The sequence below is a fragment of the Corynebacterium sp. ES2794-CONJ1 genome, assembly GCF_025660615.1.
Lineage (GTDB): Bacteria > Actinomycetota > Actinomycetes > Mycobacteriales > Mycobacteriaceae > Corynebacterium.
Genome location: NZ_JAOTIM010000004.1, coordinates 41,084 through 67,398, shown reverse-complemented (window position 1 = coordinate 67,398; position 26,315 = coordinate 41,084). Strand labels below are relative to the sequence as shown.

General features: G+C 54.1%; 23 protein-coding genes, 1 tRNA gene and 1 pseudogene. 12 read left to right on the top strand and 13 right to left on the bottom strand.

All coding sequences use genetic code 11. From position 1 onward, the window contains the following. Positions 1 to 2 precede the first annotated feature (2 nt). Positions 3 to 635 (top strand): twin-arginine translocation signal domain-containing protein, encoded by a 633-nt coding sequence (locus tag N7326_RS06055; protein WP_259078869.1) that lies wholly within the window; start codon positions 3 to 5, stop codon positions 633 to 635. Positions 636 to 682: 47 nt separating this feature from the next. Here N7326_RS06055 and N7326_RS06050 read toward each other — a convergent pair whose 3' ends face one another. Together N7326_RS06050 and N7326_RS06045 are read right to left on the bottom strand one after the other, a co-directional pair. Further along, complete coding sequence (locus N7326_RS06050) at positions 683 to 2,044, bottom strand: lipase family protein (RefSeq protein WP_259158409.1); 1,362 nt, start codon at positions 2,042 to 2,044, stop codon at positions 683 to 685. Between the two features lie 40 nt (positions 2,045 to 2,084). Next, positions 2,085 to 3,002: an A/G-specific adenine glycosylase gene (locus tag N7326_RS06045; RefSeq protein WP_259078872.1), complete on the bottom strand. Its 918-nt coding sequence runs from the start codon at positions 3,000 to 3,002 to the stop codon at positions 2,085 to 2,087. Positions 3,003 to 3,065: 63 nt separating this feature from the next. Here N7326_RS06045 and N7326_RS06040 point away from each other — a divergent pair, with 63 nt between their 5' ends. Then, positions 3,066 to 3,683 carry a carbonic anhydrase gene (locus tag N7326_RS06040; protein WP_310470433.1) on the top strand — a complete coding sequence of 206 codons (618 nt, stop codon included), beginning with the start codon at positions 3,066 to 3,068 and terminating at the stop codon, positions 3,681 to 3,683. 77 nt (positions 3,684 to 3,760) lie between these two features. Then, entirely contained in the window at positions 3,761 to 4,564 is an 804-nt protein-coding gene (locus N7326_RS06035) for a hypothetical protein (RefSeq protein WP_259078874.1), read from the top strand. Between the two features lie 4 nt (positions 4,565 to 4,568). On the opposite strand, the gene radA is transcribed toward N7326_RS06035, so the two are convergent. Together radA and N7326_RS06025 are read right to left on the bottom strand one after the other, a co-directional pair. Further along, positions 4,569 to 5,945 (bottom strand): DNA repair protein RadA, encoded by a 1,377-nt coding sequence (gene radA / locus N7326_RS06030; protein WP_259078875.1) that lies wholly within the window; start codon positions 5,943 to 5,945, stop codon positions 4,569 to 4,571. Between the two features lie 71 nt (positions 5,946 to 6,016). Continuing rightward, positions 6,017 to 6,571, bottom strand: a complete 555-nt coding sequence (locus tag N7326_RS06025; RefSeq protein ID WP_396125070.1) for a hypothetical protein — start codon at positions 6,569 to 6,571, stop codon at positions 6,017 to 6,019. A 412-nt stretch (positions 6,572 to 6,983) separates the two neighbouring features. Here N7326_RS06025 and N7326_RS06020 point away from each other — a divergent pair, with 412 nt between their 5' ends. The 7 genes and pseudogenes from N7326_RS06020 (at position 6,984) to rlmB (ending at position 14,684) form a co-directional block, all read left to right on the top strand. Beyond that, positions 6,984 to 7,568 carry a CarD family transcriptional regulator gene (locus N7326_RS06020; RefSeq protein ID WP_259289487.1) on the top strand — a complete coding sequence of 195 codons (585 nt, stop codon included), beginning with the start codon at positions 6,984 to 6,986 and terminating at the stop codon, positions 7,566 to 7,568. A 17-nt stretch (positions 7,569 to 7,585) separates the two neighbouring features. After that, positions 7,586 to 8,353, top strand: a complete 768-nt coding sequence (ispD, locus tag N7326_RS06015; protein WP_259158405.1) for a 2-C-methyl-D-erythritol 4-phosphate cytidylyltransferase — start codon at positions 7,586 to 7,588, stop codon at positions 8,351 to 8,353. Continuing rightward, a complete protein-coding gene (gene ispF / locus N7326_RS06010; RefSeq protein ID WP_259078878.1) occupies positions 8,346 to 8,831 on the top strand; it encodes a 2-C-methyl-D-erythritol 2,4-cyclodiphosphate synthase in 486 nt (161 codons plus the stop codon). Before ispD ends, ispF begins: the two co-directional genes overlap by 8 nt. 431 nt (positions 8,832 to 9,262) lie before the next feature. Then, on the top strand, positions 9,263 to 10,135 hold the full coding sequence (locus tag N7326_RS06005) for a PRD domain-containing protein (RefSeq protein ID WP_259078879.1): 873 nt from the start codon (positions 9,263 to 9,265) through the stop codon (positions 10,133 to 10,135). Positions 10,136 to 10,147: 12 nt separating this feature from the next. Next, positions 10,148 to 12,225 (top strand): annotated as a pseudogene (nagE, locus tag N7326_RS06000) (N-acetylglucosamine-specific PTS transporter subunit IIBC). A gap of 100 nt (positions 12,226 to 12,325) precedes the next feature. Next, on the top strand, positions 12,326 to 13,711 hold the full coding sequence (cysS, locus tag N7326_RS05990; RefSeq protein ID WP_259078885.1) for a cysteine--tRNA ligase: 1,386 nt from the start codon (positions 12,326 to 12,328) through the stop codon (positions 13,709 to 13,711). A gap of 34 nt (positions 13,712 to 13,745) precedes the next feature. Next, complete coding sequence (rlmB, locus tag N7326_RS05985) at positions 13,746 to 14,684, top strand: 23S rRNA (guanosine(2251)-2'-O)-methyltransferase RlmB (RefSeq protein ID WP_259078886.1); 939 nt, start codon at positions 13,746 to 13,748, stop codon at positions 14,682 to 14,684. On the opposite strand, the gene N7326_RS05980 is transcribed toward rlmB, so the two are convergent. Then, a complete protein-coding gene (locus tag N7326_RS05980; protein ID WP_259289486.1) occupies positions 14,681 to 15,490 on the bottom strand; it encodes an alpha/beta hydrolase family esterase in 810 nt (269 codons plus the stop codon). The two genes, rlmB and N7326_RS05980, sit on opposite strands and share 4 nt — an antisense overlap. A 32-nt stretch (positions 15,491 to 15,522) precedes the next feature. On the opposite strand from N7326_RS05980, the gene N7326_RS05975 reads away from it, so the two are divergent. Then, positions 15,523 to 16,617: a LacI family DNA-binding transcriptional regulator gene (locus N7326_RS05975; RefSeq protein WP_259078892.1), complete on the top strand. Its 1,095-nt coding sequence runs from the start codon at positions 15,523 to 15,525 to the stop codon at positions 16,615 to 16,617. Here the strand turns inward: N7326_RS05975 and otsB are convergent. The 5 genes from otsB to thrE form a co-directional block, all read right to left on the bottom strand. Continuing rightward, positions 16,578 to 17,327 carry a trehalose-phosphatase gene (gene otsB, locus N7326_RS05970; RefSeq protein ID WP_259078894.1) on the bottom strand — a complete coding sequence of 250 codons (750 nt, stop codon included), beginning with the start codon at positions 17,325 to 17,327 and terminating at the stop codon, positions 16,578 to 16,580. The two genes, N7326_RS05975 and otsB, sit on opposite strands and share 40 nt — an antisense overlap. Next, on the bottom strand, positions 17,324 to 17,788 hold the full coding sequence (locus N7326_RS05965; RefSeq protein WP_263088315.1) for an META domain-containing protein: 465 nt from the start codon (positions 17,786 to 17,788) through the stop codon (positions 17,324 to 17,326). The genes otsB and N7326_RS05965 overlap by 4 nt, the downstream gene beginning before the upstream one ends. Continuing rightward, positions 17,785 to 19,215, bottom strand: coding sequence for an alpha,alpha-trehalose-phosphate synthase (UDP-forming) (locus tag N7326_RS05960; protein WP_259078899.1), 1,431 nt, complete (start codon positions 19,213 to 19,215; stop codon positions 17,785 to 17,787). Before N7326_RS05960 ends, N7326_RS05965 begins: the two co-directional genes overlap by 4 nt. 88 nt (positions 19,216 to 19,303) lie before the next feature. Further along, the gene (locus N7326_RS05955) at positions 19,304 to 19,705 is read right to left on the bottom strand and encodes a hypothetical protein (RefSeq protein WP_263088314.1); all 402 of its coding nucleotides are present in this window, start codon (positions 19,703 to 19,705) and stop codon (positions 19,304 to 19,306) included. A gap of 98 nt (positions 19,706 to 19,803) precedes the next feature. Then, positions 19,804 to 21,228, bottom strand: coding sequence for a threonine/serine exporter ThrE (gene thrE / locus N7326_RS05950; protein WP_259079004.1), 1,425 nt, complete (start codon positions 21,226 to 21,228; stop codon positions 19,804 to 19,806). A 161-nt stretch (positions 21,229 to 21,389) separates the two neighbouring features. Here thrE and N7326_RS05945 point away from each other — a divergent pair. After that, positions 21,390 to 21,462, top strand: a tRNA-Thr gene (locus tag N7326_RS05945). Between the two features lie 416 nt (positions 21,463 to 21,878). Here N7326_RS05945 and N7326_RS05940 read toward each other — a convergent pair. The 3 genes from N7326_RS05940 to N7326_RS05930 form a co-directional block, all read right to left on the bottom strand. Further along, positions 21,879 to 23,312: a threonine/serine ThrE exporter family protein gene (locus tag N7326_RS05940; protein WP_259078903.1), complete on the bottom strand. Its 1,434-nt coding sequence runs from the start codon at positions 23,310 to 23,312 to the stop codon at positions 21,879 to 21,881. Continuing rightward, entirely contained in the window at positions 23,312 to 24,658 is a 1,347-nt protein-coding gene (locus tag N7326_RS05935) for an MFS transporter (protein WP_259078904.1), read from the bottom strand. The genes N7326_RS05940 and N7326_RS05935 overlap by 1 nt, the downstream gene beginning before the upstream one ends. A gap of 115 nt (positions 24,659 to 24,773) precedes the next feature. Continuing rightward, the gene (locus tag N7326_RS05930; protein ID WP_259078906.1) at positions 24,774 to 26,270 is read right to left on the bottom strand and encodes an MFS transporter; all 1,497 of its coding nucleotides are present in this window, start codon (positions 26,268 to 26,270) and stop codon (positions 24,774 to 24,776) included. Positions 26,271 to 26,315: the final 45 nt, after the last annotated feature.

Below are 26,315 nucleotides of genomic sequence, written 5' to 3'. Positions count from 1 at the left end.
AGATGCTCTCTCGCCGTGATTTTATGACATCGATAGCCGTAACTGGTGCCGTTATGGTCGCATCCAGTGCGCTACCTGCAGCAGCGCGCCCTCATGGGCAAGCGCAAACGGAGCTTATTACTCTTGATTTCGCTGAACTAAATCCCGCTGGTCTACCGCGTTACCTCGTGATATCCAATCCGACAGATATGGTGCTGGATGCAGTGAATATCCGCATGAATGCACGCCAGCTGGATTCAGCTGGACTTATTGGTATGGCTTCCCAGGCCATTCCAGCTCTCGAAGGTGACCACGGCTTCAAATCTGAAGATGGCGTGTGGAATTTCCGCCTGCCAGAAGCCATCTCGCCACAGGTGACATCGATCTTCGAACTGCAGTGGACCGGTGAGCCTGCAACAGGGCTACGACTTCTAGCAACCGCACAGCTTAGTACCGATCACAACGATTATTATGAGGTTTTTTCCCAGGAGTTTGTTGTTGGTCAACCATTCTCAAGCTCGCTTCAGGTAGTCCCCTCCCGGCCGCGGCGCCCAGAACGACCTGAGCAGCCGAAGCAACCGAAGCGACCGCGCCGGCGGCGCCCGAAGCCACGCCCTCGAACCCAAACCCCTTGGTGGAAAACATTCCCCTTCTAAGTAAATGACCTCCCCAGTCTGCGGGGAGGTCATTTATTTTCGGGTGACTATGTTGCTGGGCAATTATTCAAAGCCGGGCGATCCAGGAAGCGATCGTATAGGTAGCGTGCAGCCTCAGGCAGATCACCAAAGGCCTGCGCCGCGTGATTAAGCCCGGAAGGAATGCTCGGGGTTATGACCGGAAGTGATGATTCGAAGTAGTAGACCTCAGCGCCTAGCTGACAGTAGTCGCGACTTAGTTGGCGCACTTGCGCATTAGGAACGAGATCGTCGTGAATTGCCGAGCCCACCATAATGGGAGCGCTTGGCTTCTTTCTTCCCAGTTTTTGGCGGTCGAGAATCTTAATAATCCGCGGATCGCTGCCGAGACTTTCGCTTAGTGTGCGCCCATCTTTGGTAAAGAACCTTGTAGTTTTGAGTCCATCGTCGACGGCGGCATCTGCTAGGCAGCTACGTGCTGAGCGCCTTAAGAATTCCTCACCAGCTTCATTGAGATATTCCTTTACGATCGATCTAAATTCCGGATCGCGTGCCGCATAGCTATTGATAGACATTCCCAGGACACCGGAAATGCTCGAGCCGTCGATCGCCTTGATGACCTGGGGGAGATCAGCTGGTACCGCACCGGCGTAGGTCCCCTTAACATTGAGTTCGGGGGCATAGCTCGAGGCAAATTCCGCGGCTGCTGCAGCAGCGCCACCACCTTGGCTATAACCGTAGAAGGCAATGGGGGAGCGCGGGTCTACGTTGGCTACAGATAGTGCTGCGCGGGCAGCATCCAGAACCGCGTGAGCCTCTTCAATATTATTGACATAGGTGTGCACCCCCTCAGTTCCCAAACCTATATAGTCCGTGTTCACTACCCTCATCCCGAGCTCCAGGAGATGATATTGCACGATAATCTCGTAGTTGATTCCCAGCGCCTTATCAGGGCGTGAATAGGATCCCAGAAGGTATGCACCGCGCGAGGGAGCGCAAATATCTGCTTGACCACGGGTGCCGGGGGCAAAGATCACTGTGGGCACAGGGCCCGGTCCGCGCCATGGGTTCCGAGGCTCCATAATATAGCCACTGACTGGAACTGGGCGGCCATCCTGAGTGGTGGACGTATAGAGGATCTTCTGTGCATATGCGGGAAATCGCGGGCCGAAAGTATTGAGGAGATGGGGAGCCGGCTGAGTTCTTAAGACTGCACCCGGGCGCGGATCCATAACCTCAGGAGTAGCGTAAAAAGCATCGTCGATAGGCGATTCAACCCACGCATCAGTTCGGTGTGTCCCGGCCCAATCAACACCCGCAATTACATCATTGACTGAGGATTGGGCTACTGCGGGTACTGCAAGAACACAACTTCCCACGCTGAGAGCAATAGCTGAAATGGCCCCGATAAGGCGTTGTCTACTTTTCATACCACCAATCTAACCGAGTCTGATGAAAAAATAATAGATTCTAGTGGGGAAGATGGAAGAACCCATTGCTTTCTTGGGCCAGTTTGTCTCGTATAAGCCCCTCCAGGGCGCGCGTGTACTGCTCACTGTCAGGCCATATCGTGGCCAAATCCATCGCACTGACTGGGTGCTCGGCGTGGCGCAACACAGCCATAATTTTGCCGCGGACCTCGCGGTCGGTTCCACTGAATTTTTGTACTCTGTGACGTGCTATCTCCCGTTCTTGAGTGCTCGGCTCGGGGCATCCAGCTCGTTGCCACGCACATAGGCCAGTTAAGGGGCATCGATCACAGGCGGGAATGGTCTTGCAAACGAGTGCCCCCAACTCCATAAGTCCAACGGAGAATTGAGGAGCGTCGCTAGCGGGAAGCAAATCCTCGAGCTCACGTAATTCACGCTTGCTGGTAGAGCTTTTAGGATTAAGATAGCGGGCGTAAATGAGACGCGAGAGTACCCTACGCACATTGGTATCTAGTACCGGTACTCGTTGGCCGAAGGCAAAAGCCGCAACCGCAGCGGCTGTATAGGTGCCAATTCCTGGCAACGACAATAATGAGCCCAGATCACTGGGCACTTCATTGCCATACTCATGGGCAATGACGGTAGCGCATTCTTTTAGCCGTAATGCTCGTCGCGGATAGCCGAGACGGTCCCATGCTTTTAAGATATCGGCGGTGGGAGCATGGGCCAGATCGCGCGGCTCCGGCCACCGATGCATCCACGCCTGCCAGAGAGGTTCCACACGAGCCACCGGGGTTTGCTGGCTCATCACTTCACTGACCAAGATGCCCCACGCGCTCGTCGCTGGCGTGCGCCAAATTATCTCCCGGGCGTTATGGGAATACCACTGAATAACAGTATTCTGAATATGCGCTAAATCTTCTGGAGGGAGGAGCTGAGGTGATGGTGATGTGTGCATGAGAACGCTCTATTCTATCGTGCCTATTTCCACCAGCGCTACCGCCGTGTAAAAATACTCACTATGACAGGTTTATCGCGGGACCCGCAAGCCGTGTGGAAGGGATTGCTTGAGGGCAATCGCCGCTTCGCCGAAGGCGCCCCGGAGCACCCCAATCAATCAGTGAGCCGACGCGCTGAATTATCTTTGAAGCAAGAGCCTCGCGCCGCTGTACTCACGTGTGGCGACTCGAGAGTTCCGGTTGAATTGCTTTTTGACGTCGGCTTGGGTGATACCTTTGTGGTTCGTACCGCTGGCGAAGTCGTCGATACCGCGGTACTAGCCTCCCTCGAATTTGCGGTGGCCAATCTCGGAGTGGAATTGGTTGTGGTCCTTGGACACGCTTCCTGTGGTGCCGTTGAAGCTGCTGCCCAGGTGGTTCTTGAGGGAGCACAAGTGCCCACTGGCCATCAGCGAGCCATCGTGGAGCAAATTGCCCCGTCCATCTTGGAGGCAAAGAGTCATGGTTTTCACAGCTCGGCAGACTTCGAGCGGGAACATGCTTCGGCGATTATGCGCAAAATAACTCAATTATCGTCGGTGATTAACGCTGCCGTTGAAAAGGGTGAGACCGCAATGGTAGCTGCCCACTACAGTATCGTCGATGGCCATGTAGATACCGTGAAAACCGCAGGTTTTTGACGGGACTGAGAGAAAATACTGGCAACACACCGCCGGTTAAGCGCGCTTGTTAGGTAGTTTCGCTTTAGGCTTAGGGTGTGGATCGCCGAGATAATCATTCCAGTTATTCCCGCCCGCAGTCACCTGCACCAGGAGCTCCCCGACGGCGGGGTACCGACCATGCTGATCATGCTGGGCCGAAAAGGCTCCCCGAGATTTATTATCGACGCCGTCGTTGGGCCGCCATCATTATCGTTGCGGCCATCGCGCTGCCGCTCATCTTCCTACTAACAACTCGGGGTAGCGATAATTCTGCCCCCGTCGCATCGACTGTCACCAGTACCTCAACAAAGGCGGTCATCGCCTTGGACGAGCCTGAAAAGACGAGCGTACCGAGTGTCACAATCACCCTCGAGCCCTCGGATGAAAGCGCGGACCAACCAGCAAAAGAAGTCGATCCCACTCTTCCACCGGAAAACCCGGCAAACGAGCAAGCACCTGAAGTGAAAAAGACCTGCGAATTAGCTGACCTGATGATCACCGCCTCAGCTGACAAGATTTTCTATAACGATAAGGAGCTCCCGAGCTTCTTCATGACGGTGAAGAATCCCACCGAAGCGGACTGTTCCATTGATCTTACTTCTGATGTTTTACGCTTCGAGGTTTACCAGCTGGCGAATAATAGCCGCATGTGGGCAGATATTGATTGCAACGCCCCCGTGGGGCTCGGTACTCAAATATTCCCGGCAGGCAAAGAGCGCAAATTTGAAGCGCGCTGGTCTCGGACTACCTCAACCCCTGAAAGCTGTGCCAATAGACAACCAGTACCAGCCGGAGCCTACTATTTGCACACCGTCATGGGCTCCAATGCTTCCCAGCCTTTCGATTTCAAACTGGGATAGGAGGCTATAGAAAAAGTCTCAGCGCATCGAGGAGGGTATCAACCGTAAAGACGGTGATGCCCTCTATTTTTTCCTCCGTGCGCGGAATAATCGCCTGCTGATAACCCAGCCGTTTAGCCTCTGCTAAGCGACGTGCAAGATGGGGGACCCGTCGAATCTCGCCAGCTAAACCCACCTCTCCTAAAACCACAGTTTGAGGCGGAAGCGATTTCCTCGCCATTGCTGAGGCAGTCGCTAAAGCGATTGCCAGATCGGTTGCGGGTTCACCCACCTTCATCCCTCCAACGGTCGCCACATAGACTTCCTTGTCGTGGGTCCGTTTGCCCGCGCGCGCTGATAATACAGCGAGCACCATGGGAACCCTGGTGGCATCCAACCCAGTAACGGCGCGCCGGGGGTTTTTGGATTCAGTAGGTACCACTAGTGACTGCACTTCTGCCAAAATTGGACGCACACCATCCATGGCTACCGTGACAGCAGTGCCATCGGGGGTGGAATCTCGATGGGAGAGGAAGAGCCCCGAGGGATCTGCGACCTCCTTGATACCGTCGGATTGCTGCTCAAAACATCCCACCTCATCGGTGGCCCCGAAGCGATTTTTAATACTACGCAGAAAACGCAAACTAGAGTGCCGGTCACCTTCAAAATTCAAAACCACATCGACGAGATGCTCGAGAACGCGCGGGCCGGCCACAGTGCCGTCCTTGGTGACGTGACCTACCAAAATAATAGGTATTCCAGAGCGTTTAGCCACAGTTGTTAACGCTGCGGTGACTGCGCGTGATTGCGCCACCCCACCAGATACGCCCTCAACACCACTAAGAGACATAGTCTGCACAGAATCGACTATGAGCAGACTTGGTTGCAACTTTTCAATATGGCCAAAGAGAATATCCACATTGGATTCGGCTGCGAGGTAGAGGCTTTCCTCTAAAGCGTGGGTGCGCTCCGCGCGCATACGCACCTGGCCAGCAGATTCCTCGGCGGTAGCGTATAGGGCGATACGAGGAGATCCATCGGGATTTTTTTCCTTAGCCCACTTCGAGGCCACTTCTAAAAGGAGCGTGGATTTACCAACCCCAGGTTCGCCAGCCAGCAGAATAACAGATCCGGCGACGATTCCGGCTCCTAGAACTCGGTCGAGTTCTCCGATTCCGGTACTCACCGAGGGCGCATCTTCAGGATTGATGCGAGTGATCGAGGTAGCGGGGGATGTTGGCGTGAGAGCTGTGCCTGCGGAAGGGACCTGGTGGGCTACGGGTTGGACCATTCTCTCTTCCATGGATCCCCAGGTACCGCATTCGGGGCACCGTCCTAGCCACTTGGGGCAGGAATAGCCACATTCCGCGCAGATATGAGTGCTCCGTACTTTCTTCGCCATAGCCTCTACCTTACAAAGGTCAAAAAAACACTGCGCTCATCGAAGCGATCAGCGCAGCAAAGGAAAGAATATTAGTGCTCGGTATGGCTGTGTTCGCGGTCGTGCTGGCCAGATTCGAGTACGGGGGCCGCAGTGGTGGCATCAACCACGATCGTGGAATCGTCGAAGACGAAAGTCACCTCTTTGGTGCCGCCGTAGGAAAAGCCCGGGTTAGCAATGGTGGTGCTGATATGGTTGACGCAAGCGCCCTTAGGTTCGACCAATTTCTTCATTTCAGAGGGGATATTAGCTACCAAGCTACACCCGTGCTTTAAAGAGCTATCGCCTTTAAGGCTTGCCTCCACACCATCGATGCTGACGGATTTCAGGGTGTGATCAGCATTGGTGTCGTCTTGGTTAATAGCAGTAAATTTCACCCCAGCGGTGCCATCGGGGGCAACCTGAACGGTCACGTCGCGCACCGCGATAGCGCCGTTGGAGGATTCAGCTGAAGCACCATCAACCGCCGCTACCTGACTGGAGGTCTGAGAGATCTGACCTGCCGAGCAAGCGGATAGAACCATGGCCGAAGCGCTGGCAAGTACAAGAGCGGCACTAAGCCGGCGAGTGGATTTAAAAGGCTTCACGGTACGCGTCCTCCAATTAAAGGTATGTTCATGGCTGTGGAGCTACAAAATTCTTGAGCTGGTAGAAAATTATAGTGATTCTCTACCACTTTAGCCGGTAGCTAGGACGACGCCTTCACTTTTGTGGTTAAAAGGTGTGATGTGGGGTCAATGGAAAGACGGAATAGACAGAAAAACTGTGAGCTAAATAATATTCTGATCTTCTCTGAGAAGAGATATCCAGTAGCCCGCGAGCAAAGGCCACCTCCTCGTATCCATTTCCCGTTGTTGTGACGTGTTAGTATATGAAAAGATTTGGTCACTGCGCGCTTTTTCAATCGCCACCGCTTAGCAATAATGCTGGGTTGACAGCTGAGATGATGTGGAAAAGATTGTAGCCCGAAGTAAATTTGCTCATAAAGGAGACTTGGTTATGGATTTCAAAGTCGGCGATACCGTAGTTTATCCGCACCACGGTGCAGCCGTCATTGAGGCGATCGAAGAGCGCGAGATGAACGGTGAAACCGTTGAATATCTCGTCCTGCAGATTCATCAGTCTGATTTAGTCGTGCGCGTACCATCCAAGAATACCGAGCGTGTCGGGGTCAGAGATGTAGTCGACGATGCTGGACTGCAAAAAGTCTTTGGTTTCCTGCGTGAAACCGACGTCGAGGAAGCAGGTAACTGGTCCAGGCGCTTTAAAGCCAATCAGGAACGCCTGGCCTCGGGTGATGTTAATAAGGTAGCCGAAGTTGTGCGCGATTTATGGCGCCGCGATCAGGGGAAGGGCCTATCCGCTGGCGAGAAGCGGATGTTGGCAAAGGCGCGCCAGGTTCTGGTAGGTGAATTAGCGCTTGCGCAGATTAAAGATGAGAAACAGGCAGAAGATATCCTCGCTGACGTGGATGCCACGATCATCCGCCACCAGATGGTATCCCCCCAGGCCGATCAAGAGTCCAAAGATCTCGATGACACACCCGTGGAACTCGACGATCTGAGCTTCGACGATAAAGACTAGGACCCCAAAATATAACGATGGGTGGTCGTGTAGATCAGGTAACTCAGCTTCCTGCCCGTCCTGTGGTGGCTCTTATCGCAGCGGCGGGCAAGGGCTCACGTCTTGGCGCTGATCTTCCCAAAGCCTATGTGGCACTACGGGGGAAAACCCTCATCGAGCGCTCAGTACGCGCCATGATTTACTCTGGTGTTGTCGATGAAGTCATCGTTATCATTAGCCCAGCGATGGAAGCACATGCTCATGCGATTCTGGAGCGAGCTGGTCTGCTTCACGCTGAAATACCCGTGCGCTTAGTTTTTGGCGGTGGTGAACGGGCTGATTCAGTGTGGGAGGGGATCCAAGCGATCGCGTACCCAGAAGCGGTTGTGCTCGTCCACGACGCAGCGCGCGCTCTCACACCGCCCGGCATGATTGCCAGGGTGGCGCGGGCCGTTTTGCAAGGGTATAAAGCAGTAATCCCGGTGCTGCCTGTAACAGATACCATCAAGGTGGTTGAAGGCGATACCGTGGAGCGCACCCTCGACCGCGAGAGCTTACGAGCAGTGCAAACCCCGCAAGGTCTCGACCTTCAAACAGCTCGCGCGGCGAATGCAGCCTACTTTTCTGGGCCACCGCACTTCCAGGCCACCGATGATGCCTCCCTCATGGAGTGGTTTGGGGTGCCTATTAGTTGTGTGGCGGGTGACCCCATGGCCTTTAAAATCACCACTCCCATCGACTATATGCTGGCCAAAGCCGTCACTGATGAGGCGGAACCGACAATATTTGAGGTCCCCGATGACTAAGCCCATAATCCCCCGTGTTGGAATCGCAACCGACGCCCACCAGATCGATTCCGCTCAACCATGCTGGATAGCCTGTCTGTTATTCCCCCACGAATCCGGCTGCGAGGGACATTCCGATGGTGATGTCGTGGCGCACGCTCTTGTCGACGCCCTCCTCTCAGCGGCGAATCTTGGCGATCTTGGATCCTTCGTTGGAGTAGGCCGCAAAGAATATGACAATGTCTCCGGTGCTAGATTGTTGAAAGAATGCCGTGAGCTGCTTGAGTCTAAGGGTTTCGTGATCGGTAACGCCGCTGTGCAATTAGTGGGACAGACCCCGAAGATGGGGCCCAGGCGCGAAGAAGCCGAAGCGAAAATGTCGACGATCGTAGGCGCCCCAGTGTCGTTATCGGCCACCACCACCGACCATATGGGCTTTACCGGACGCGGCGAGGGTCGGGCAGCCATCGCAACCGCGGTGGTATGGGTAGCAGACTGATCGAGAAGCCGAACGATTCTAGGTGGGTTGATATCTGCGCCGGAAAGGAAGCGGCGAATCGAGTGCGCTCGCTGGTGGGACATGTGCGCTAAGAGCAGTCGGCGATAAGAGCCAGCGATGGGGCGCTAGCCTTCATCCAGTGGCTATCAAGCATGGTTACCTAAAGATTTAAGTACTTTAATAACTAAAGGCAGTTAAATGGACGCTCAGATAAAGGCATTTCTGCGTATAGGTCACAGTTGGGGGTAAAAGTCCGCAAAATCTAACACCCCTCCCTTGAGTTTTATTCATTTATCGATACATAATACAAACAACTTTGGGTGTCACTGACCAGATAGCAGCATAGCTGGATCAGGCATAACCGAGGTAAGCGAACGTTTCCCAGCACTTGGCATACCTTTAGCTAAGTCTCTATTGAAGGCGTTTCTACCGTGAGTGATACCCTAAACCCCACTGAGTCCGCCCAAATCAAGCGCGTACTGAGTAATAACGCTGTCCTCGTCACCGTGGGCACGATCCCTCAGGTCCTCGTGGCTAAGGGTGTGGGTTTCCAAGCCAAATCAGGCGATATCATCACATTCTCAGCGCAGCACCAACGCTTCGTCCACCTCAGCCCAGAGCAAGCGCAATTCTTCGAATCATTAAATGCCATAGATACCGAGTTCATCGAACATTTTTCCCAAGCCTTGGATCTCGCCACCGATATTTTAGGGCCCCTTCATCCCAGCGTCTATGTTCTGTTAGTTGAGCACCTCGTCTTCGCCCTAGAACGAGCGCAACGAGATGAATTACTCAGCAATGGTATTACCGGGGAAATTCGAGCGGTTTTCCCCTTGGAGTACTCCGCCGCTGAGGTGATGTTGCAATATATCAATTCTCAGCTGGACGGGACACCCCTGCCCAAGAGCGAAGCTGGCTTTATTGCGCTGCACCTCAATGCCGCCCTCAGCGGAACCAGTGTGCGTAATTCCCTAGCCGCCGCTAATGAACTCGCCTCATATCTTCGATTTATTCGCGAAGGTTTGAATCTATCGGCTTATGATCTTGACCATTTCGATTCCGGGCTCGAGCCCACCATCGCTCGCCTGATTCGTCGACTTCGCGGGGGAATAGTACGCAGCAATGCAGCTCAACCCGTGATTGCCCAACAATTGCATACAGAATATTCCCTCGCACGGCAGCTTATCTGCCGTATTCTCGGTAGCCCTGATTTTCCTCCCACAGCCGGTGGAGAAGCTGCTTATCTCGCGGTTTTCCTCCACGGGCTGATGCAGGATCATCATATGTCGGCACCTCAACTATAGAAAGGACAGATCATGAAAGACGCAGTCTTTACCGGTCTGCAGAAACTCGGTAAAGCTTTGATGGGAGCTGTCGCCGTCCTGCCGGTCGCCGCTCTGCTTATGGGTATCGGTTATTGGATTGACCCGAATGGGTGGGGAGAAAACAGCCTTGCAGCCGCCATCCTCATCAAATCCGGGGCAGCCGTGCTTGATAACCTCGGCCTCATCTTCGCCGTGGCTATTTCCTACGGCCTCGCCAAGGATTCCAATGGCGCCGCCGCCCTCTCCGGCTTTATCGGGTTTATGACAGTAACAAGTTTGCTCAATGCCAGCGCCGTCGCTGGCTATAAGGGCATCGATGTTGATTCTCTTGACGGGGCAGGCAAACTCGAATGGCTCTCCTACGGGTGGGGTGCGGTAGGAAATAAAAATGTCCTCTTTGGCATTATCGTCGGCATCCTCGCCTCGTGGGTCTATAACCGTTTCCACAACACCAAACTTCCCGATTACCTGGCCTTTTTCTCCGGCCGTCGCTTAGTGCCGATCCTCACTTCGATCTTCTCTATCGTGCTCGCCGGCATTCTCTATATCGTCTGGCCTTTCGTCTATCACATCCTCTTCGACTTCGGTGAGTCCATTCAAAGTCTCGGCGCACTTGGCGCCGGCATCTACGGTTTTGCTAACCGGCTTCTGATCCCCACCGGTTTGCATCACGCTTTGAACTCGATCTTCTGGTTCGACGTCATTGGTATCAACGATATCGGCAACTTCCTTAAGGGTGGAGAAACAATCGCCGCTGCCGCTAGCGCCACCGACGCTGCCTCCTGCCCGGGCAATTGGACCGGTACCGTCTGCGAAGCGGTCGGATACGTTGGTCGTTACCAGGCTGGTTTCTTCCCAGTCATGATGTTCGGCTTGCCAGGTGCTGCTCTTGCTATCACGCTGCGCGCTCGCCCTGAGCGTCGTAAAGTCGTCGGTTCCCTGATGATGGCAGGCGCTCTTGCTTCCTTCTTTACCGGGGTGACCGAGCCTCTTGAATTCTCCTTTATGTTCGTGGCCCCGTTGCTCTTCTTAGTCCACGCATTACTCACCGGCATCTCGGTGGCTATCGCCGCCTCGATGAACTGGACCGCCGGTTTCGGCTTCTCCGCAGGCGCTGTGGATATGGCGCTCTCCTCGCAGAACCCGCTGGCCAACGAGTGGTGGATGCTACTCGTTATGGGTGTGGTCTATTTCGCGGTGTACTATTTCGTCTTCTACGCCCTCATCGGATGGCTCAATATGCGCACTCCTGGCCGCGAAGATGAAGATACCGAGGTTTCGGAAGCTACCATGGACACCGACGAAGAAGTTGCAACGGCCTCCCGCATCATCATCGATGGCCTCGGTGGTGGCTCCAATGTGGAGAATATCGACTACTGTGCAACCCGTCTACGTGTAGTTGTTAAAGATAATACCCAGGTGTCCGAACAAGTTATTAAGCGCGCCGGGGTCGCGGGAGTTATCCGCCCATCGCAGAAAAATGTTCAGGTGATCATTGGGCCGAAGGTGCAATTCGTCTACGACGAGGTAGCCCGCCAACTCAAGGGCCATCAGGTGGCTCTCGAAGGAGAAAAGGAAATCTAGTGTTTGGATTCGGCAAGAAGAAAGTTAAGCTCAGCGCTCCATTTTCTGGTGCAGTCATACCCATCGACCAAGTGCCGGATGCGGTTTTTGCAGGCGGCATGTTGGGCGAAGGCTTCGCCGTGGTCCCCGATGAGAATATCGAAACCTTTGAAGTTCTCAGCCCCGTCACCGGTACCATTGCAACCTTGTTCAAAACCCTGCATGCCTTCGCACTCAAAACTGATGAAGGCCTCGAGGTGCTGGTCCATATTGGCCTCGATACGGTGGAGCTCAAGGGCGAAGGCTTTAGCCAATTAGCCGCAAAGGGCGACAAAGTTACTGCTGGTCAACCTATTATTCGAGTGGATGCCGCAGCAGTGCGCGCCGCTGGGAAAGACCTTGTGACGCCTGTGGTAATGACCAATAAGAAGCAGGTCAAATCTGTGGTAGTAAATGCCAACAGAGCCTCGGCCCAGGACGAGATCGCAACTGTTTCCCTTGCCTAACATTAATAAAGGCCCTTCCCCTAGCGTATAAGCGCTAGGGGAATTTTTATCGAACGATCTGATACATGCGGTTATGGGGTGGATAATCTAGACTGATGGTGTGAATTTACGCATCTTTGACACAGGTACCCGAACGTTAAGAGACTTCGAGCCCCTTCAACCAGGGCACGCCACGATCTACCTGTGTGGTGCCACTCCCCAAAGCCAACCCCATATCGGCCACGTGCGCTCTGGGGTTGCCTTCGATATTCTGCGCCGCTGGCTCATAGCCCAAGGGCTCGATGTAGCTTTTGTACGCAACGTCACTGATATCGACGATAAAATTCTCACCAAAGCGGCAGAGAATAATCGGCCGTGGTGGGAATGGGTGAGCACCTACGAGCGCGAATTCACCTCCGCGTACCAGCAACTGGGTGTGCTTCCTCCATCTGTAGAGCCGCGCGCAACCGGACATATCACCCAGATGATTGATTATATGCAGCGCCTGATCGACCGCGGCTTTGCTTATGCGGTCGCAGGTTCGGTCTATTTCGATGTCACTGCATGGGTTAGCGCCGCAGGCTCGGATTATGGTTCCCTATCTGGCAATAAAGTAGCAGATATGGACATGTGCGAATCCGAGCATCCAGGCAAGAAATCGCCACTCGACTTCGCTCTGTGGAAAGCGAGCAAACCTGGTGAGCCGAGCTGGCCGACCCCGTGGGGCGACGGGCGTCCCGGGTGGCACCTAGAGTGCTCCGCGATGGCCACCTGGTATCTCGGAGAAAAATTTGATATCCACGCAGGTGGCCTCGATTTACAATTCCCGCACCACGAGAATGAGATTGCTCAATCTCACGCCGCAGGCGATGGCTTTGCCCAGTATTGGATGCATAATCATTGGGTGACCTTAGCGGGCGAGAAAATGAGTAAATCCCTAGGCAATATCCTGAGCGTTCCTGAGATCCTCAGCACAGTGCGACCCGTGGAACTGCGCTACTATTTAGGATCCGCACACTACCGCTCCGTATTGGAATACTCAGAAGCGGCACTTGTCGAGGCGGCCAGCGGCTACCGACGAATCGAGACATTCATCCACCGCTTCCCCGATGTGGAGATTGGAGAGTGGACCGAAGAATTTGAAGCCGCTATGAATGAGGATCTCGCGGTTCCGCGTGCACTTGCCGATATTCACAACCAGGTCCGGGCTGGCAATAAGGCGCTGGCAGAGAAAAACCCCGAACGCGCACGCGCAATCGCCGCCACCGTTCGCGCTATGACCTCCGTATTGGGCATCGATCCACTCAGTGAGCAGTGGCGTGGCGAAAACCAGCACTCTGCTGCCGCCCACCATGCTCTCGAGGTTCTCATCGAGGCCGAATTGCAGCGCCGCACTCAGGCGCGGCAGGATAAGAATTTTGCGCTTGCCGACGAAGTCCGCGACCGCCTCGCCCAAGCGGGTATCACCGTCACTGATACACCCGACGGACCCGAGTGGTCGCTCTAAGCGCGCTTTTTAACTACACAAAAGGACCAAAATAATGGCAGGTAATCAACCTAATCGTCCCGGTTTGCGGAAAACAAATAAGAAGGGCGCTCAAAAAGGATCGGGCGGAGTCAGACGCCGTGGCTTAGCCGGAAAAGGTCCTACCCCTAAGGCCGAAGACCGGGTCTACCATCAGGCCCATAAGCGCAAACTAGAGCGCGAGCGTCGCAATAGTGGCCGGCACCAAAAAGATGATCAGCATGAACTCGTCGTAGGACGCAATCCTGTGGTTGAATGCCTACACGCACGGGTACCAGCCACGGCCTTGTATATCAGTGAAGGGACGCGGAATGATAACCGTCTCAGTGAGGCGGTCCAGATAGCCCACGCGCGTTCGATTCCGCTGATTGAAGTAGCTCGCCACGAGTTGGACCGGATGACCGGGAATGGGATGCATCAAGGCATCGGTTTAGAAATCCCCCCATATAAATACGCTGACGTGAACGATCTCATCACTAAGGTGCGCGAATCTGGGGAAAAAGGCATGATTGTGGTGCTCGACAATATCACCGATCCGCGTAACTTGGGTGCGGTGATCCGATCCGTTGCAGCCTTTGGAGGCCACGGAGTGGTCATCCCTGAGCGCCGGTCCGCGTCCGTGACCGCAGTGGCTTGGCGTACCTCCGCCGGTACCGCTGCGAGAATGCCCGTTGCTAAAGCCACGAATATCACCCGTACGATTAAAGAATTCCAACGTAGTGGCTACCAAGTGGTCGGGCTCGATACCGGCGGCAATGCCACGCTAGATAACTATGATGGCACCGATAATGTGGTCATCGTGGTGGGGTCCGAAGGAAAAGGGATTTCGCGCCTCGTGCGGGAAAACTGTGATGAACTGATGAGTATTCCCATGGCCAGCTGGGTAGAAAGCCTCAATGCCTCCGTGGCCGCAGGTGTCGTACTCAGCGAATTCGCTCGTCAGCGTCGTCGTTAAGCGCGCTGAAAACCGAAGAAATCTATCGCTGCGTCAACGGCCTCAAAGCGATCAGTTCCAGGGCCTAGCACCGTTGATTCAACTGGTTGTGCCGTAGGAATATGGTGGCCGACGCCCTCGAGAATATAGGCCACTACACTGCCATAATCGAGATACTGATAGCCGCTTAAGCCCGTCACCCGTGTGGCTGGGCGGTTTTCTCGATTCAAGACTGCATAATAGTGGGCGGTGTCCTCTAAGCCCAGGACGCGCCCGCGATTATTGCGGGATACCAACTGAATATCGCCACCAGCGAAGGGAATGATGGGATCATCGGTGCCGTGCATCAAAAGTGTCGGCGTAGGGATATAGCCGTGTGCGCTACACAAGAATTCTTCCGCCACCGGTTGCGTGGCACCGATTATGAGAGCGCCAGATATTAGCCCTGGGTATTCGTGGAGCAACCGAAAGACCATATGGCCGCCATTGGAAAATCCGCCGCAGAATACTCGCCCGTTGGGGGCTATGGATCGGGCTAGTTCGTTGATAAAGGCAGCATCGTCAGTTTCGAGGAGTCGGGTGCGCTCAGCGAAGTATTTTCTTCCGTCATTCCAGTGCCGTCCGATTCCCTCGGGGTAAATAACGTGGAGGCCGTAATCGTTGAGCCGGTCCCACTGGTTGCCACTGAAGTGGCGGATTACCTGCGCTGATTGCGTGGATCCGTGAAGAAAGATGAAGATATCTCCACTAGGTTGCGCCGCTGGGTTGAAAAGGTACTGGCGCTCTTGGCCGGTTGAGGTGTGAAATACGGCCCGCTCTATACTCATACTGTCCTATTTTAGGCAGTAGCCTAAAGAGTATGGAGAAAAAGCGTGTCCGCAGAAGTTCCCTCGCCTCCCTTGCAGCCGAACTTGGAGTCTCGCGCACCACAGTCTCCAATGCCTATAACCGCCCCGAAGAGTTATCCCCACAATTGCGGAGGAAAATCCTAGCCACCGCAGCCAAGCGCGGCTACCCAGGCCCGGACCCCATGGCACGCGGATTGCGCACCAAAGAGGTTGGGAGCGTGGGGGTGCTACTCACCGAGCATATGACCTACGCATTTGAGGATATGGCTTCGGTTGATTTCCTCGCGGGTATGGCCACTGCTTCGACGGGAAGCCAAACCTCCTTAACTCTCATACCTGTAGGTCCCCACGCAGAGAATGATTCCGTGGATTTACTCAACCAGGCTGTGGTCGATGGTTTTGTCATCTACTCGGTGGCAGCGGATGAACCCTTTCTTCGCGCTGTGGAGCGCCGCGGATTACCTGGGGTCATCTGCGATCAACCCAAGGGTGATCTGCGCTTTCCCTTTGTGGGAATAGACGATAAAAAAGCTATTGCTCCCGCAGCCCAGGCGCTTATCCATGCTGGCCACCGATCAATCGGAATATTGTGTATCCGCCTTTCACCACAGCCAAATAATGGGCCAGTTCTTCCCGATCGGCTCCGCCAGGCCAAGCATCATGTGCAACGTGATCGCGTGCTCGGTGCCCTTGAGGTCTTCGCGGCAGCCGGAATTGATCCGCAGCACGTGCCCATCATCGAGCGCCATCTCAACGATATGGAGAATAACTACCAGGCAGCTGCTGAGTTGCTAGGAAGCCATCCCCATCTGACCGCCATTTTATGCACCACTGACACTATGGCTTTGGGAGTAATGGCCTACGCCCGAGATCACGGTATGTCCATTCCAGCACAGCTCTCTCTGACCGGTTTTGACGGCACGAGCACAGCACTGATAAAGGATCTCAGCACCGTCATCCAACCCAATAAGCTCAAGGGGGAGTGGGCTGGGCGCATTCTTTTTCAGCAACTGCAGGGAAAAGAGATCAGTCAGCGAACTCTTCTTGAGGTGGGATATAATCCTGGTCAAACAGTCGCTTCCCCAGATGAGGATAAAAACTCCTGACGCTGGAGGTATAGGTCCTCGAGGAGGTCTGCTACTGCTGCACAATCGGCCACGCGTTTCCTGGCGTGGGTGAATCCTTCACCTACCTTGACTGATAGATCGCACGGGCGCAAGACGTCAAAGCCATCTTCGTCGGTCGTATCATCGCCTAAGAAAATGACAGCATCGGGTTGGTACACCGAGGTGGCTATGCGGATCCATGAACCTTTGTTGATATCTAAGACCCCAGCTTCGACTATATTTTTGCCAGGCGCAATAGTAACCCCTGGAATATCGACGGCTTGGGCTAAGGCCGCAATATCGGCAGACTTGTGCTGATCGGCGGCCATGAGGTGGAGAACGCGATGAAAGGGCTTGTATTCAACAAAGGCGCCAGGTAGATCTGCAATAAGTTCTTCAAATCGCTCCGTGACCTTATCGAGTGCCGTGGCTCGTTCGGGGCTCATCGTGGTGGCGAGGAGCTCGGACTCGGCCCCATGGGAGCCGGCCAGAATGATATCACCGCGTGGATCTAGCCCAGATACGCTCGCCAGGCCGCGGCGATCGCGCCCGGAGAGAATGGCAACCGTGGTATCACGCAGAACACTTAAATTCTTCAAGGCTGCCATGGCGCGCTGGTTCACGGGAACATGGGTGGGGTCAGGAGAGAATTCTGCCAAAGTTCCGTCGAAATCAGAGATGACCAGAAGGGAAGGGGCTTCGGCGATCATGGGAGTGCCAATCCAATAGCTCTCGGTTCCACCGATGCTGTCAGCGGTTCACGCAGCACCATGCTAGCGGGCTGCGGGCGGGTAATCTCGAGCGGGCCCGTCGTGAGAATATCCTGTAGTGCATCGTGGATATAGCGTGTCTTAGCTGTGCATACGAGCTCATCTTGGGGGGAAATGGAAAAGTCCGAGAAGCTCACAGTTGTAGCCTCATCGATGAGCGCCGGAGCGGAATCCTTTTTATAGTTAGCTGTTGCTGTAAACTGCGAACATCCGCTGAAGCCCACAATGGTGGAATTACCAAAACTGATAGTCACCTTCGTTGCATTATCATCTGGAAGGGTCGAGGGCAGATCTGCGCTACTAAACACATCGGTGACTTGCCATGTGGTGCCTACTAGGGTGGGGGTGGGTGCGCACGCGGATAGCGCAAGAATACCCACGAGTAAGAGACGTTGTTTCATCGGGAAGATTCCTTCAAAGCGTCGAGATAGGAGCGAGCCCACAGATCAACATCATGCGTTATAACCTGCTGGTACATGGTGAGCATCCGTTTCTGGGGGATTTCCGGTTGCGTTGCTAGTGCCATCATCGCATTATGAATCTCAGCCTTAATAGATTCACTATCGAAGGGATTGCACAAATATGCGTCGACGAGCTCGGTGGCTGCGCCAGCAAATTCGCTGAGCACCAACGCCCCAGACCCGTCTCCGTGGCAAGCAACATACTCTTTAGCCACCAAATTCATGCCGTCCTTGAATGGGGTGACCAGCATAATATCGGCGGCGCTATAGAGCTCGATCAGACGCTCCTTCGACAGCGATGCATGATGGTAGCTCACCACAGGCTTACCTAGCGCCCCAAAGCGCCCATTGATGCGACCAACGGCCTCTTCAACTTTGCTGCGCGTGGCCTGATAGTGGTCGATGCGCTCTCTGGAAGGAGTGGCGATCTGAACAAAGCTGGTGCGGTGATCAATCAACCCCTCCTCGAGTAAACTTTCCAAGGCCTCCAGTCGCTGTAAAATCCCCTTCGTATAGTCTAGGCGGTCAACTCCCAAAATGAGTGTCTCGGGATTACCCATCTCCCTACGTACACGAGTTCTGTCTACGTGGGCTGATACAAAGGGCTCAGGATCAATAGAGATTGGAAAGGCGGCCACTTTAACTACGCGATCATCATCGGTGTGAATTGTAGCGTTTGGCTGGCGGACCTTTACGGATCCACTGACTCGCTCTGGATGGTAGCGATCGACAATATCGAGGAAATTTTGGGCATTGGATATCAGGTGGAAACCGATGAGGTCAGCGCCCAACATGCCCGCCAGGATATCGGTGCGCCACGGCAGCTGGCGAAAAAGATCCGGGGCTGGGAACGGAATATGTAAAAACAGCCCAATAGTCAGATCAGGGCGCAGCTCCCGCAAGAGGCCAGGTACGAGCTGGAGCTGATAATCTTGGACCCATACCGTAGCCCCGGGGGCTGCAACACTGGCAGCCTCTTCGGCAAATTTCACATTCACCGCGTGATACGACTGCCACCAATCGTAGCGATATTCTGGGCTTACAATAAGGTCGTGGTACAGCGGCCATAGCGTGGCATTAGAAAAGCCCTCATAGAAATTCTCGTAATCGACGCGAGTCAACTCCACAGGATGGAGGAGAATGCCGTTATCGGTATGAAAGGGTTCTAGTTTTTCTACGATGGCTCCGGGCCATCCCACCCAACACCCGGAGTGTTTGCTTAAGATGGGGGACAAGGCACTAACCAGTCCACCTGGGCTCGGGCTCCACGTGGAGGCCCCAAGGTTATCAATAGTCAAATCTACCGGTAGTCGGTTAGCCACCACCACGAAATCATGGGTGCCTGTGGGCGCGTGAGGGGAATTCATGCATCTTAGTCCTCTTAAAAAATCTCCCCCAAAAAGTTTGGAGGAGAAGGTGGTGTAATAATGCTACCGCGATACCTTCGTGCGGGCCTTAGGCCTGAGTAGCCTTGGTAGTCTTCTTCGTCGCTTTCTTTGTTGCCTTTTTAGCAGTGGTTTTTTTAGCCGCTGTCTTTTTAGCGGTGGTTTTCTTCGTTGTCTTCTTAGTGGTGGTCTTTTTTGAGGCCTTCTTAGTGGTGGTCTTTTTTGAGGCCTTCTTAGTTGCTTTAGCCTTCTTAGTAACCTTCTTCGGGGCGAGAGCTGCCTCGTGGTCGGCGGCAACCTTTTGGTAGTTGAGGCCCTCAGTTTCGATCCCCAGCATGCACATTAAGGTGACGCCGTCGAAGAAATCGTGAGCATAAGAAGCCACTACTTTCCGAGCAGCTGCTGCAGTTTCCGCTTCCACCGCGTGCAGGGACTCCGCAGGGGTTCTGGTATCAGTGACCTTCGGTGGCAAAGCCTTCTCCTTTGTGAGAATATATTTTGTTCACAATCATGCAAAAGACACATTCTAGCAGAGCTTTTAAGCTTGTGAAAGCGTCAAGGGTGACACGGTCACTTCTTGTCTTTATTTTTTAGCGGCGGTTTTTTACTGCGTGCCACCGGCTTACCATAGGTTTTGAAAGATCCGTAGAAATTCAATCGTGGTTTCCGGCGTATCCTTCGTGCCATCCATTCACCAAATACAACGCCACTGGCAAGTGCTGCCGCTACCGAGAGAGCTACGGAAATATTGGTGAAACTCAGCAGTACCTGTTCATTCAAGGCTGCGTACATTCCCCGATAAATAGCCAGGCCAGGAAGTAACGGAGTGATACCCGAGACCGCGGTAATGAGCGGGGGGATGAGAAAACGCCTGGCAATTAAACCTCCAGCCAAACCAATAACAGAGGCAGCGATGGCAGCTCCGATAATCTCGCTGAGGCCAAAGGGTAGAACCAGGAAATAATAAACAAAAAGCCCAAGCATAGAGTTAAAAGCCGCCGCCACAGTACTCGAGAACTCCGCTCGGCATGCAACCGCGAACGAGAAGGCAGCAAACCCTCCGGCCAGCAGCTTGACCGTGGCTGAAGTAAAACTTAAGAGGCTCAGATTTTCCAGCGGAGGGAGAGTAATCCCTAAAAATTCACTCACCTGGAGTCCGGCACCCACGCCTGCCACGATGGCACCGGTAGAGAGCATCGTTTCAAAGAAACGGGCACTCGCGGTCACAGGAGCCCCCATCATTCCGTCTTGCATGGATTGCACGAGTGAGAGCGAGGCGAGCATCACCACAATGCCCGCTGCGATAATATGCGAAGGAAAGATCGGCGAGGCGTTATTTAAGGTGATTTGATAGGTCAAGGCAGCTGGAACGGTGGTGATGAACCCCCCGAGTAGCATCTGGAAAAAGGTAGGCAGATTATGCCGGGCCAGCACAGCGGAGCTCCATTGAATGAGCACGGCGATAATAAAACTGATCACTGCTGCCGCGAATCCACCCCCTGCGCCTACTGCAACGGCCGCTCCCATGCCACCCCACCCTAAGAGGCTACGCCGGAAGGTGCGCCGCGAGGGAGTCTGAAAAAGTTCGTTGAGGATCTTCTCGGCAACCTGTGGCGGAGTAGCGCCACCGCGGATCGATCGGATGAGGCGGTCGATCTCGCTGAGTTTCGAGAAATCTACATTCATGCGGCTGACCACTCTGAAAACACTCAGTGGCACCTTTTTCTCTACCCCAATAGTGGAGAAGATAGTGATCGTATTAAGAGTGATGTCTACGTGGGTGTAGTGCAGCCCGTAGGAGGTGGTCACTGCTTGAATATAGGCGACGGTATCGCGATTCGATGTCCCCGCAGAGAGAAAAATATCACCGATGCGCGCTGCCAGATCCATGACCCCGGCCACCTCTACGGGGTTGGTGAGATCAATAGGGGCGAGCGGCGAAGGCGGCGGCGCTGCCTTCGCGGTATCGATCGTGGAATATCTGCCGCCTTGCATTGCGACAGTTTTCAACCACACGAGTGGATTAAACACACTTGAGCCTTAGAATTCGTTGAGTACAGTACATCAGTTCTACCCCAAGATAGCCCGCTGCAACGCTATCGGTAAACCCGCGCATTGAAATTCTTGGGGAAGATTAGGTAGTATTTCACAGCAGTGCTGGAGTGGCGCAATTGGTAGCGCACCGGTCTTGTAAACCGGTGGTTGCGAGTTCAAGTCTCGTCTCCAGCTCACTTAAGGCCCCACCCGTGATTGCGGATGGGGCCTTTACCGTTAATTTTCGCGGACAGGTAGCATCCCAGGAGGTTCGCTTTAAGTGGTGGAGCTGGAGTTTTACACGTGAGGCGTAGGCTTAAAAGGCCAGAACTAAAGTACTGAAAGTTAAGGCATGGGGGCTGAGCGGACACGTGCGGAGCGAAGTCCTTCGGAGGAGACGGGCCGGCCTTTCCTTGGGATTTATATACCTCCCCGCCCACTAATTTCTCTGACAGCACACCTAATAGCCTTCACGAGCGTGCTTTTAAGTGGCGCTGTACGCGCCCCTTTCTCAGGGCAATAAAAAGTAGAGGGACAACAGATTTCGCTCTGTCCCTGGCGCTAAGCGGTGCTCGAAGAGTGGGGGGAACTGAGGGGGTATAAATGCTGGTTTAATCTTCGGTGAAATACGATGTTTCGCGTGCCCGCATGCGCTTAAAGCGCATATAGCGACGCAAACCTCGAGGGCGCTTGATGCGCCTGGCTATCCATTCACCTAAGTAAACCCCTGCGCTTAGAGCTGCAGCAATAGCAAGAGCGATCGTGAGATTAGAAAAACCGGTGAGAATTTGCTCGTGGGTCAAGGCATACAGACCCCGATAAATTGCCAAACCAGGTAGCAGAGGGGTCGCGGCTGAGGCCGAGACGATCAGTGGTGGGACCCCGTAGCCGCGCGCTAATAAACCGCCAATGAGCCCAATAAAAGTTGCAGCTATAGCCGAGCTCGTAATACCGCCTAAACCTAAGGGCATCACGGTGAGATAAAAGATACTGGTGGAAAAAAGACTAACGATGCTGGCCACCCAAACCGAGGACCAATCTGCGAAACAGCCACGTGCGAATCCCGCCGCGGCAAAAGCGCCCGCGACAATCCTCAAGGTCATCGAGGCAAAATTGGGATTTGGTTGGGTTTGCATGGGTGGCAAGGGAATACCGAGGTAATTGGACAGTGCAATACCCATCGCTACGCCTGCCACGATGCCGCCGGTGGCGATCATTGTGTCAAAAAATCGAGCACTTCCAGTGACTGGGGAGTTGGATATACCATTTTGAATGGCCTGAAAGAGGGTGAGACCAGCAGCCAAGGCAATAATTCCGGTAGCAATCACCATAGATGGGCGCAATATCAATCCCAGCTCAGCACCTGCGTGGTAGGCCAGGGCCGCCAGTATAGACACAATCAAGCCACCAATGGCATTGAAAAGAAAAAGCGGCATTCCCTTCTTTGATAACTCAGTGGCCACCCACACCACCGCAAAGGCCGCAATCATAGACGTTAAAGCTACCCAAATATCGCCGCCAATGAGCACGGTTACAGCCCCGCCGAGAACAGCCCACGAGGCCATGATGCCCCAAATACCTACCGTGGGTGGAGCAGTTATAATCTCGGTCAAGATTCGATCGGCAGTGTCCACATCGACTCGGCGAGCGTGGATATCTCGAATGAGGGCATCGACCCGCCGAAGACGGTGGTAATCATTGGGAGGGCTGCTGATGACGCGAATGATATTGATGGGTTCGTTATAGTCGCCGCTTATACGGGCGAAGATACGAATGCGACTATTGGTAAAATCAACGTGGGCGTCCCATAATCCGAAGGTCTCTAGGATAGCCTTGACTTGATAGGTGGCGTCGGTATGCGTAGTCCCGGCCGCAATGAGAATATCACCAATGCGCGCGGCTACATCGAGTACCGCGCTGACCTGCACTTGGTCGCTAAAATCAACAGGTGCCAGCGGCGCCAGTGGGGTCGCTCTGGCAACGTCGATAGTTGCTACCCGGTAAGGGGTTTGGAAGAGTGAGCGTACTGCAGCCAAAAGTGCCATTAGTCCAGCATAGATTGCCGTGGCTCTTTGACAAAGAGCAGCACTAAAGCGCCCATGAGCAGCACAATTCCAATACCAAAGATTCCGGCGCGATCAGAGCCAAAGTGCACAACGGCAGCCGAGAATGCCATGGGGGCAAGCCAGCTGACTGCTCGGCCGGTGGTGGCGTAGAGGCCGAACATTTCCCCTTCATGACCTTGAGGAGCCATGCGAGAGAGGAAGGTTCGAGAGGATGATTGGATGGGGCCAACGAAGAGGCACAGGATGAGCCCAAAGATCCAGAAATTCTTCGGCCCCGAGACGAAATACAGGACGACGGAATCGGCAACCATGAGAAAGAGCGATCCTAAAATGACAGGTTTGGGTCCAAAGCGATCGTCGAGAAAGCCGCAGCCGATGGCGCCGAGTCCAGCAACCACATTGGCAGCAATGCCGAAGAGGAGGACATCGCCAGGGGAGAGTTCGTACACGGACACAGCGAGGATCGCGCCAAAAGTAAAGACGGCTGCAACGCCGTCACGGAAAAGGGCAGAGGAAATGAGGAAGTACACCGCAGAACGGTCAGTGCGCCATAAAGTTTTTAAAGTATTGAACAGTTGTGCATAACTCGTGCGGATTCCCCCTGTGGCGATTTGTGGATTCGGGGGGATCTCGGGGACTCTCAGCATGACAGGAACTGCGAAGATGAGGAACCAGAGGGCGGAAAGGGCTGCGACAAGTCGGATATTAAAACCGGCCTCGGTGGATATTCCCAGCAGCCCGCCGTCGCCGGCAATAAAACCAAAATAGCAGCTAGCAAGGAGGATAATGCCGCCGAAGTAGCCGGCTGCCCAGCCGAAGCCAGAAACCCGTCCGACATTATCTGGCGTGGAGATCTGGTTCAACATGGCGAAATAACTGACTTCACCGAGTTCAAAGGTGACCGAGGCGATGGCAAGGATGCCTATACCTAGCCAGAAATAAATCGGGGCATCATTGCGGATGAAGAACAGCGAAAACATCAAAGCTACAGTGATAATGCTCCAGAAGCGGACGCTGCGGCGTCTCGTGCCCCGGGCATCGGAACGCTGGCCTATAACGGGGGCTATCAAGGCAATGAGGACGCCTCCGGCAGCGATTGCCCAGCCGAACCATGAAGTGGCGGAAAAGCGGGAGTCGATATTTTTGCCCACGGACTCGGTGAGATAAACCGAGAATACGAAGGTGATGAGAACGGCGTTAAAGGCTGCGGATCCTAAGTCCCACAGCGCCCACGTGGTGATAGTTTTCTTATCGGTTCGGGTCGCGGCGGCAAAATCAGGGGCTGCCTGAAGTGGTTTGGCAGCGACCGGCGTTGTCGGGGTCATAGAAACAACTTTAAACCCTCGACCTCATTTTAGATAGCAGATTTTTCCCTCAGCAATCGATAACTGCCCTATCCAAGGCGGTCGCCCCGGACAATCCTAGGGGGTATTTTGCCTGCTACTCGTGGGCGTAGAGGGTTTCCTTAGGATTGCCGCGCAATAGTATATAAGTAATTATTCCCGTTCCCATCGCAACGATCAAAGCTACACTCAAGACACCTTGATAGGCCTGATCGAGCGCAATTAAGGAAGCTAGGGGTGAAGTGTCGCCGGAGATGATATGGGCATACGCTTCACGGCCGCCCTCTCCGAATGCCAGAGAGAAGAAAAGCGGAAACAGCGACCCGAGTACGGCAACCGCTAATAAGGTTCCAAATTCATAGGACACCTCTTCCACCGCACTCGCCATTCCCAACCGGCGTTTGGGCGCTGAACCAATAATAGCGGTGGACGTCACGCTCATCACTAAGCCACCGCCCAATCCAACGAATACCAGACCCAGGACTAAGATAGCGAAGTCGCGATCACCGAGGAGCTTCGTGAGGCTCAAGACCATCGTGAGCAAACCTAGACTCATGACGCCAAAACCTCCGGCGATGAGAGGTCGAAAACCGATGCGGTGTAAAAAGGCTCCACCGATAACTGACGTGGGGACGGCCGCGGCCGCCGCGGCTGCCGTTAAAAGCCCTGCCTCGAGAGGGCTGAACCCCAAGACCAATTGTGCGCGCTGCGTGGTGGTGAGTTCTGTGCCAGAGATGATGAACATTGCTATGCCAGCTCCCAGTACTCCAGCGGAAAGCACCGGATTAGCAAAAATGCCCCAGGCAATAACGGGCTCGCTTAAAGAGCCCTGGCGCTGGTGGAAAAGGTAGCCGCTGCCAATGAGCACTATCGATGCGGGGAGTAAAACAGTTAGATCGGCGTTGTGGGCGAGATCCTTAATAATCACGACCGCACTCGCCATGGTTAGCCCCGCCCACAGTGAGGAGGGCGCATCCCAGTGCCGAGAGGGATCAGCGATATTTTTAGGTGCCAGCGCAAAAGTAGCGAGGAAGGCAATGACGACGACCGGAATATTGACTAAGAAGGCTGAGCCCCACCAAAAGTGCTCCAGGAGAAAGCCGCCCATAATCGGCCCCGACGCAGCCCCCAAGGTGGCCACAGAGCCCCACACACCGATGGCAGTATTGCGTTCTTTGATATCACTAAAGGTTAAGCGCAGTAGAGCCAATGTTGCGGGCATCATAGTTGCTGCCCCAGCGCCAAGAAAGGCCCGAGCGGCAATAAGATAAGCCGGCGTTGGGGCGAAGGCTGCTGCGAGAGAGGAGAGTCCGAAAAAGATTAGACCTATTTCAAACATTCGGCGGTGACCAATTTTGTCTCCCAATGTGCCCGTACCCAACAGAAGGCTCGCGAGCACCAGTGGGTAGGCATTGATAATCCACAAAGCCTGCACCTCACTCGGACCTAATTCGTGACGCAGTGTGGGAAGCGCAGTATAGAGAATTGAATTATCTGCTCCCACCATAAAAAGCCCGAGAGAAATGACGGCGAGAAAACCCCACCGCTTGGCTGGCGTAGTAGAAATAGAATCGGAATGTATCGACTGCGGCATGGCTCCTGATTGTACATCCGTTCCTCTAGCTCAACTAGCTCGCTA

Excerpts from the sequence above, each read along its gene's own strand:
- N7326_RS06055 (WP_259078869.1), top strand. The coding sequence starts at position 3 with ATGCTCTCTCGCCGTGATTTTATGACATCGATAGCCGTAACTGGTGCC.
- N7326_RS06050 (WP_259158409.1), bottom strand. The coding sequence starts at position 2,044 with ATGAAAAGTAGACAACGCCTTATCGGGGCCATTTCAGCTATTGCTCTC.
- N7326_RS06045 (WP_259078872.1), bottom strand. The coding sequence starts at position 3,002 with ATGCACACATCACCATCACCTCAGCTCCTCCCTCCAGAAGATTTAGCG.
- N7326_RS06040 (WP_310470433.1), top strand. The coding sequence starts at position 3,066 with ATGACAGGTTTATCGCGGGACCCGCAAGCCGTGTGGAAGGGATTGCTT.
- radA (WP_259078875.1), bottom strand. The coding sequence starts at position 5,945 with ATGGCGAAGAAAGTACGGAGCACTCATATCTGCGCGGAATGTGGCTAT.
- N7326_RS06020 (WP_259289487.1), top strand. The coding sequence starts at position 6,984 with ATGGATTTCAAAGTCGGCGATACCGTAGTTTATCCGCACCACGGTGCA.
- ispD (WP_259158405.1), top strand. The coding sequence starts at position 7,586 with ATGGGTGGTCGTGTAGATCAGGTAACTCAGCTTCCTGCCCGTCCTGTG.
- ispF (WP_259078878.1), top strand. The coding sequence starts at position 8,346 with ATGACTAAGCCCATAATCCCCCGTGTTGGAATCGCAACCGACGCCCAC.
- rlmB (WP_259078886.1), top strand. The coding sequence starts at position 13,746 with ATGGCAGGTAATCAACCTAATCGTCCCGGTTTGCGGAAAACAAATAAG.
- N7326_RS05980 (WP_259289486.1), bottom strand. The coding sequence starts at position 15,490 with ATGAGTATAGAGCGGGCCGTATTTCACACCTCAACCGGCCAAGAGCGC.
- N7326_RS05975 (WP_259078892.1), top strand. The coding sequence starts at position 15,523 with ATGGAGAAAAAGCGTGTCCGCAGAAGTTCCCTCGCCTCCCTTGCAGCC.
- otsB (WP_259078894.1), bottom strand. The coding sequence starts at position 17,327 with ATGATCGCCGAAGCCCCTTCCCTTCTGGTCATCTCTGATTTCGACGGA.
- N7326_RS05965 (WP_263088315.1), bottom strand. The coding sequence starts at position 17,788 with ATGAAACAACGTCTCTTACTCGTGGGTATTCTTGCGCTATCCGCGTGC.
- N7326_RS05960 (WP_259078899.1), bottom strand. The coding sequence starts at position 19,215 with ATGAATTCCCCTCACGCGCCCACAGGCACCCATGATTTCGTGGTGGTG.
- thrE (WP_259079004.1), bottom strand. The coding sequence starts at position 21,228 with ATGCAAGGCGGCAGATATTCCACGATCGATACCGCGAAGGCAGCGCCG.
- N7326_RS05940 (WP_259078903.1), bottom strand. The coding sequence starts at position 23,312 with ATGGCACTTTTGGCTGCAGTACGCTCACTCTTCCAAACCCCTTACCGG.
- N7326_RS05935 (WP_259078904.1), bottom strand. The coding sequence starts at position 24,658 with ATGACCCCGACAACGCCGGTCGCTGCCAAACCACTTCAGGCAGCCCCT.
- N7326_RS05930 (WP_259078906.1), bottom strand. The coding sequence starts at position 26,270 with ATGCCGCAGTCGATACATTCCGATTCTATTTCTACTACGCCAGCCAAG.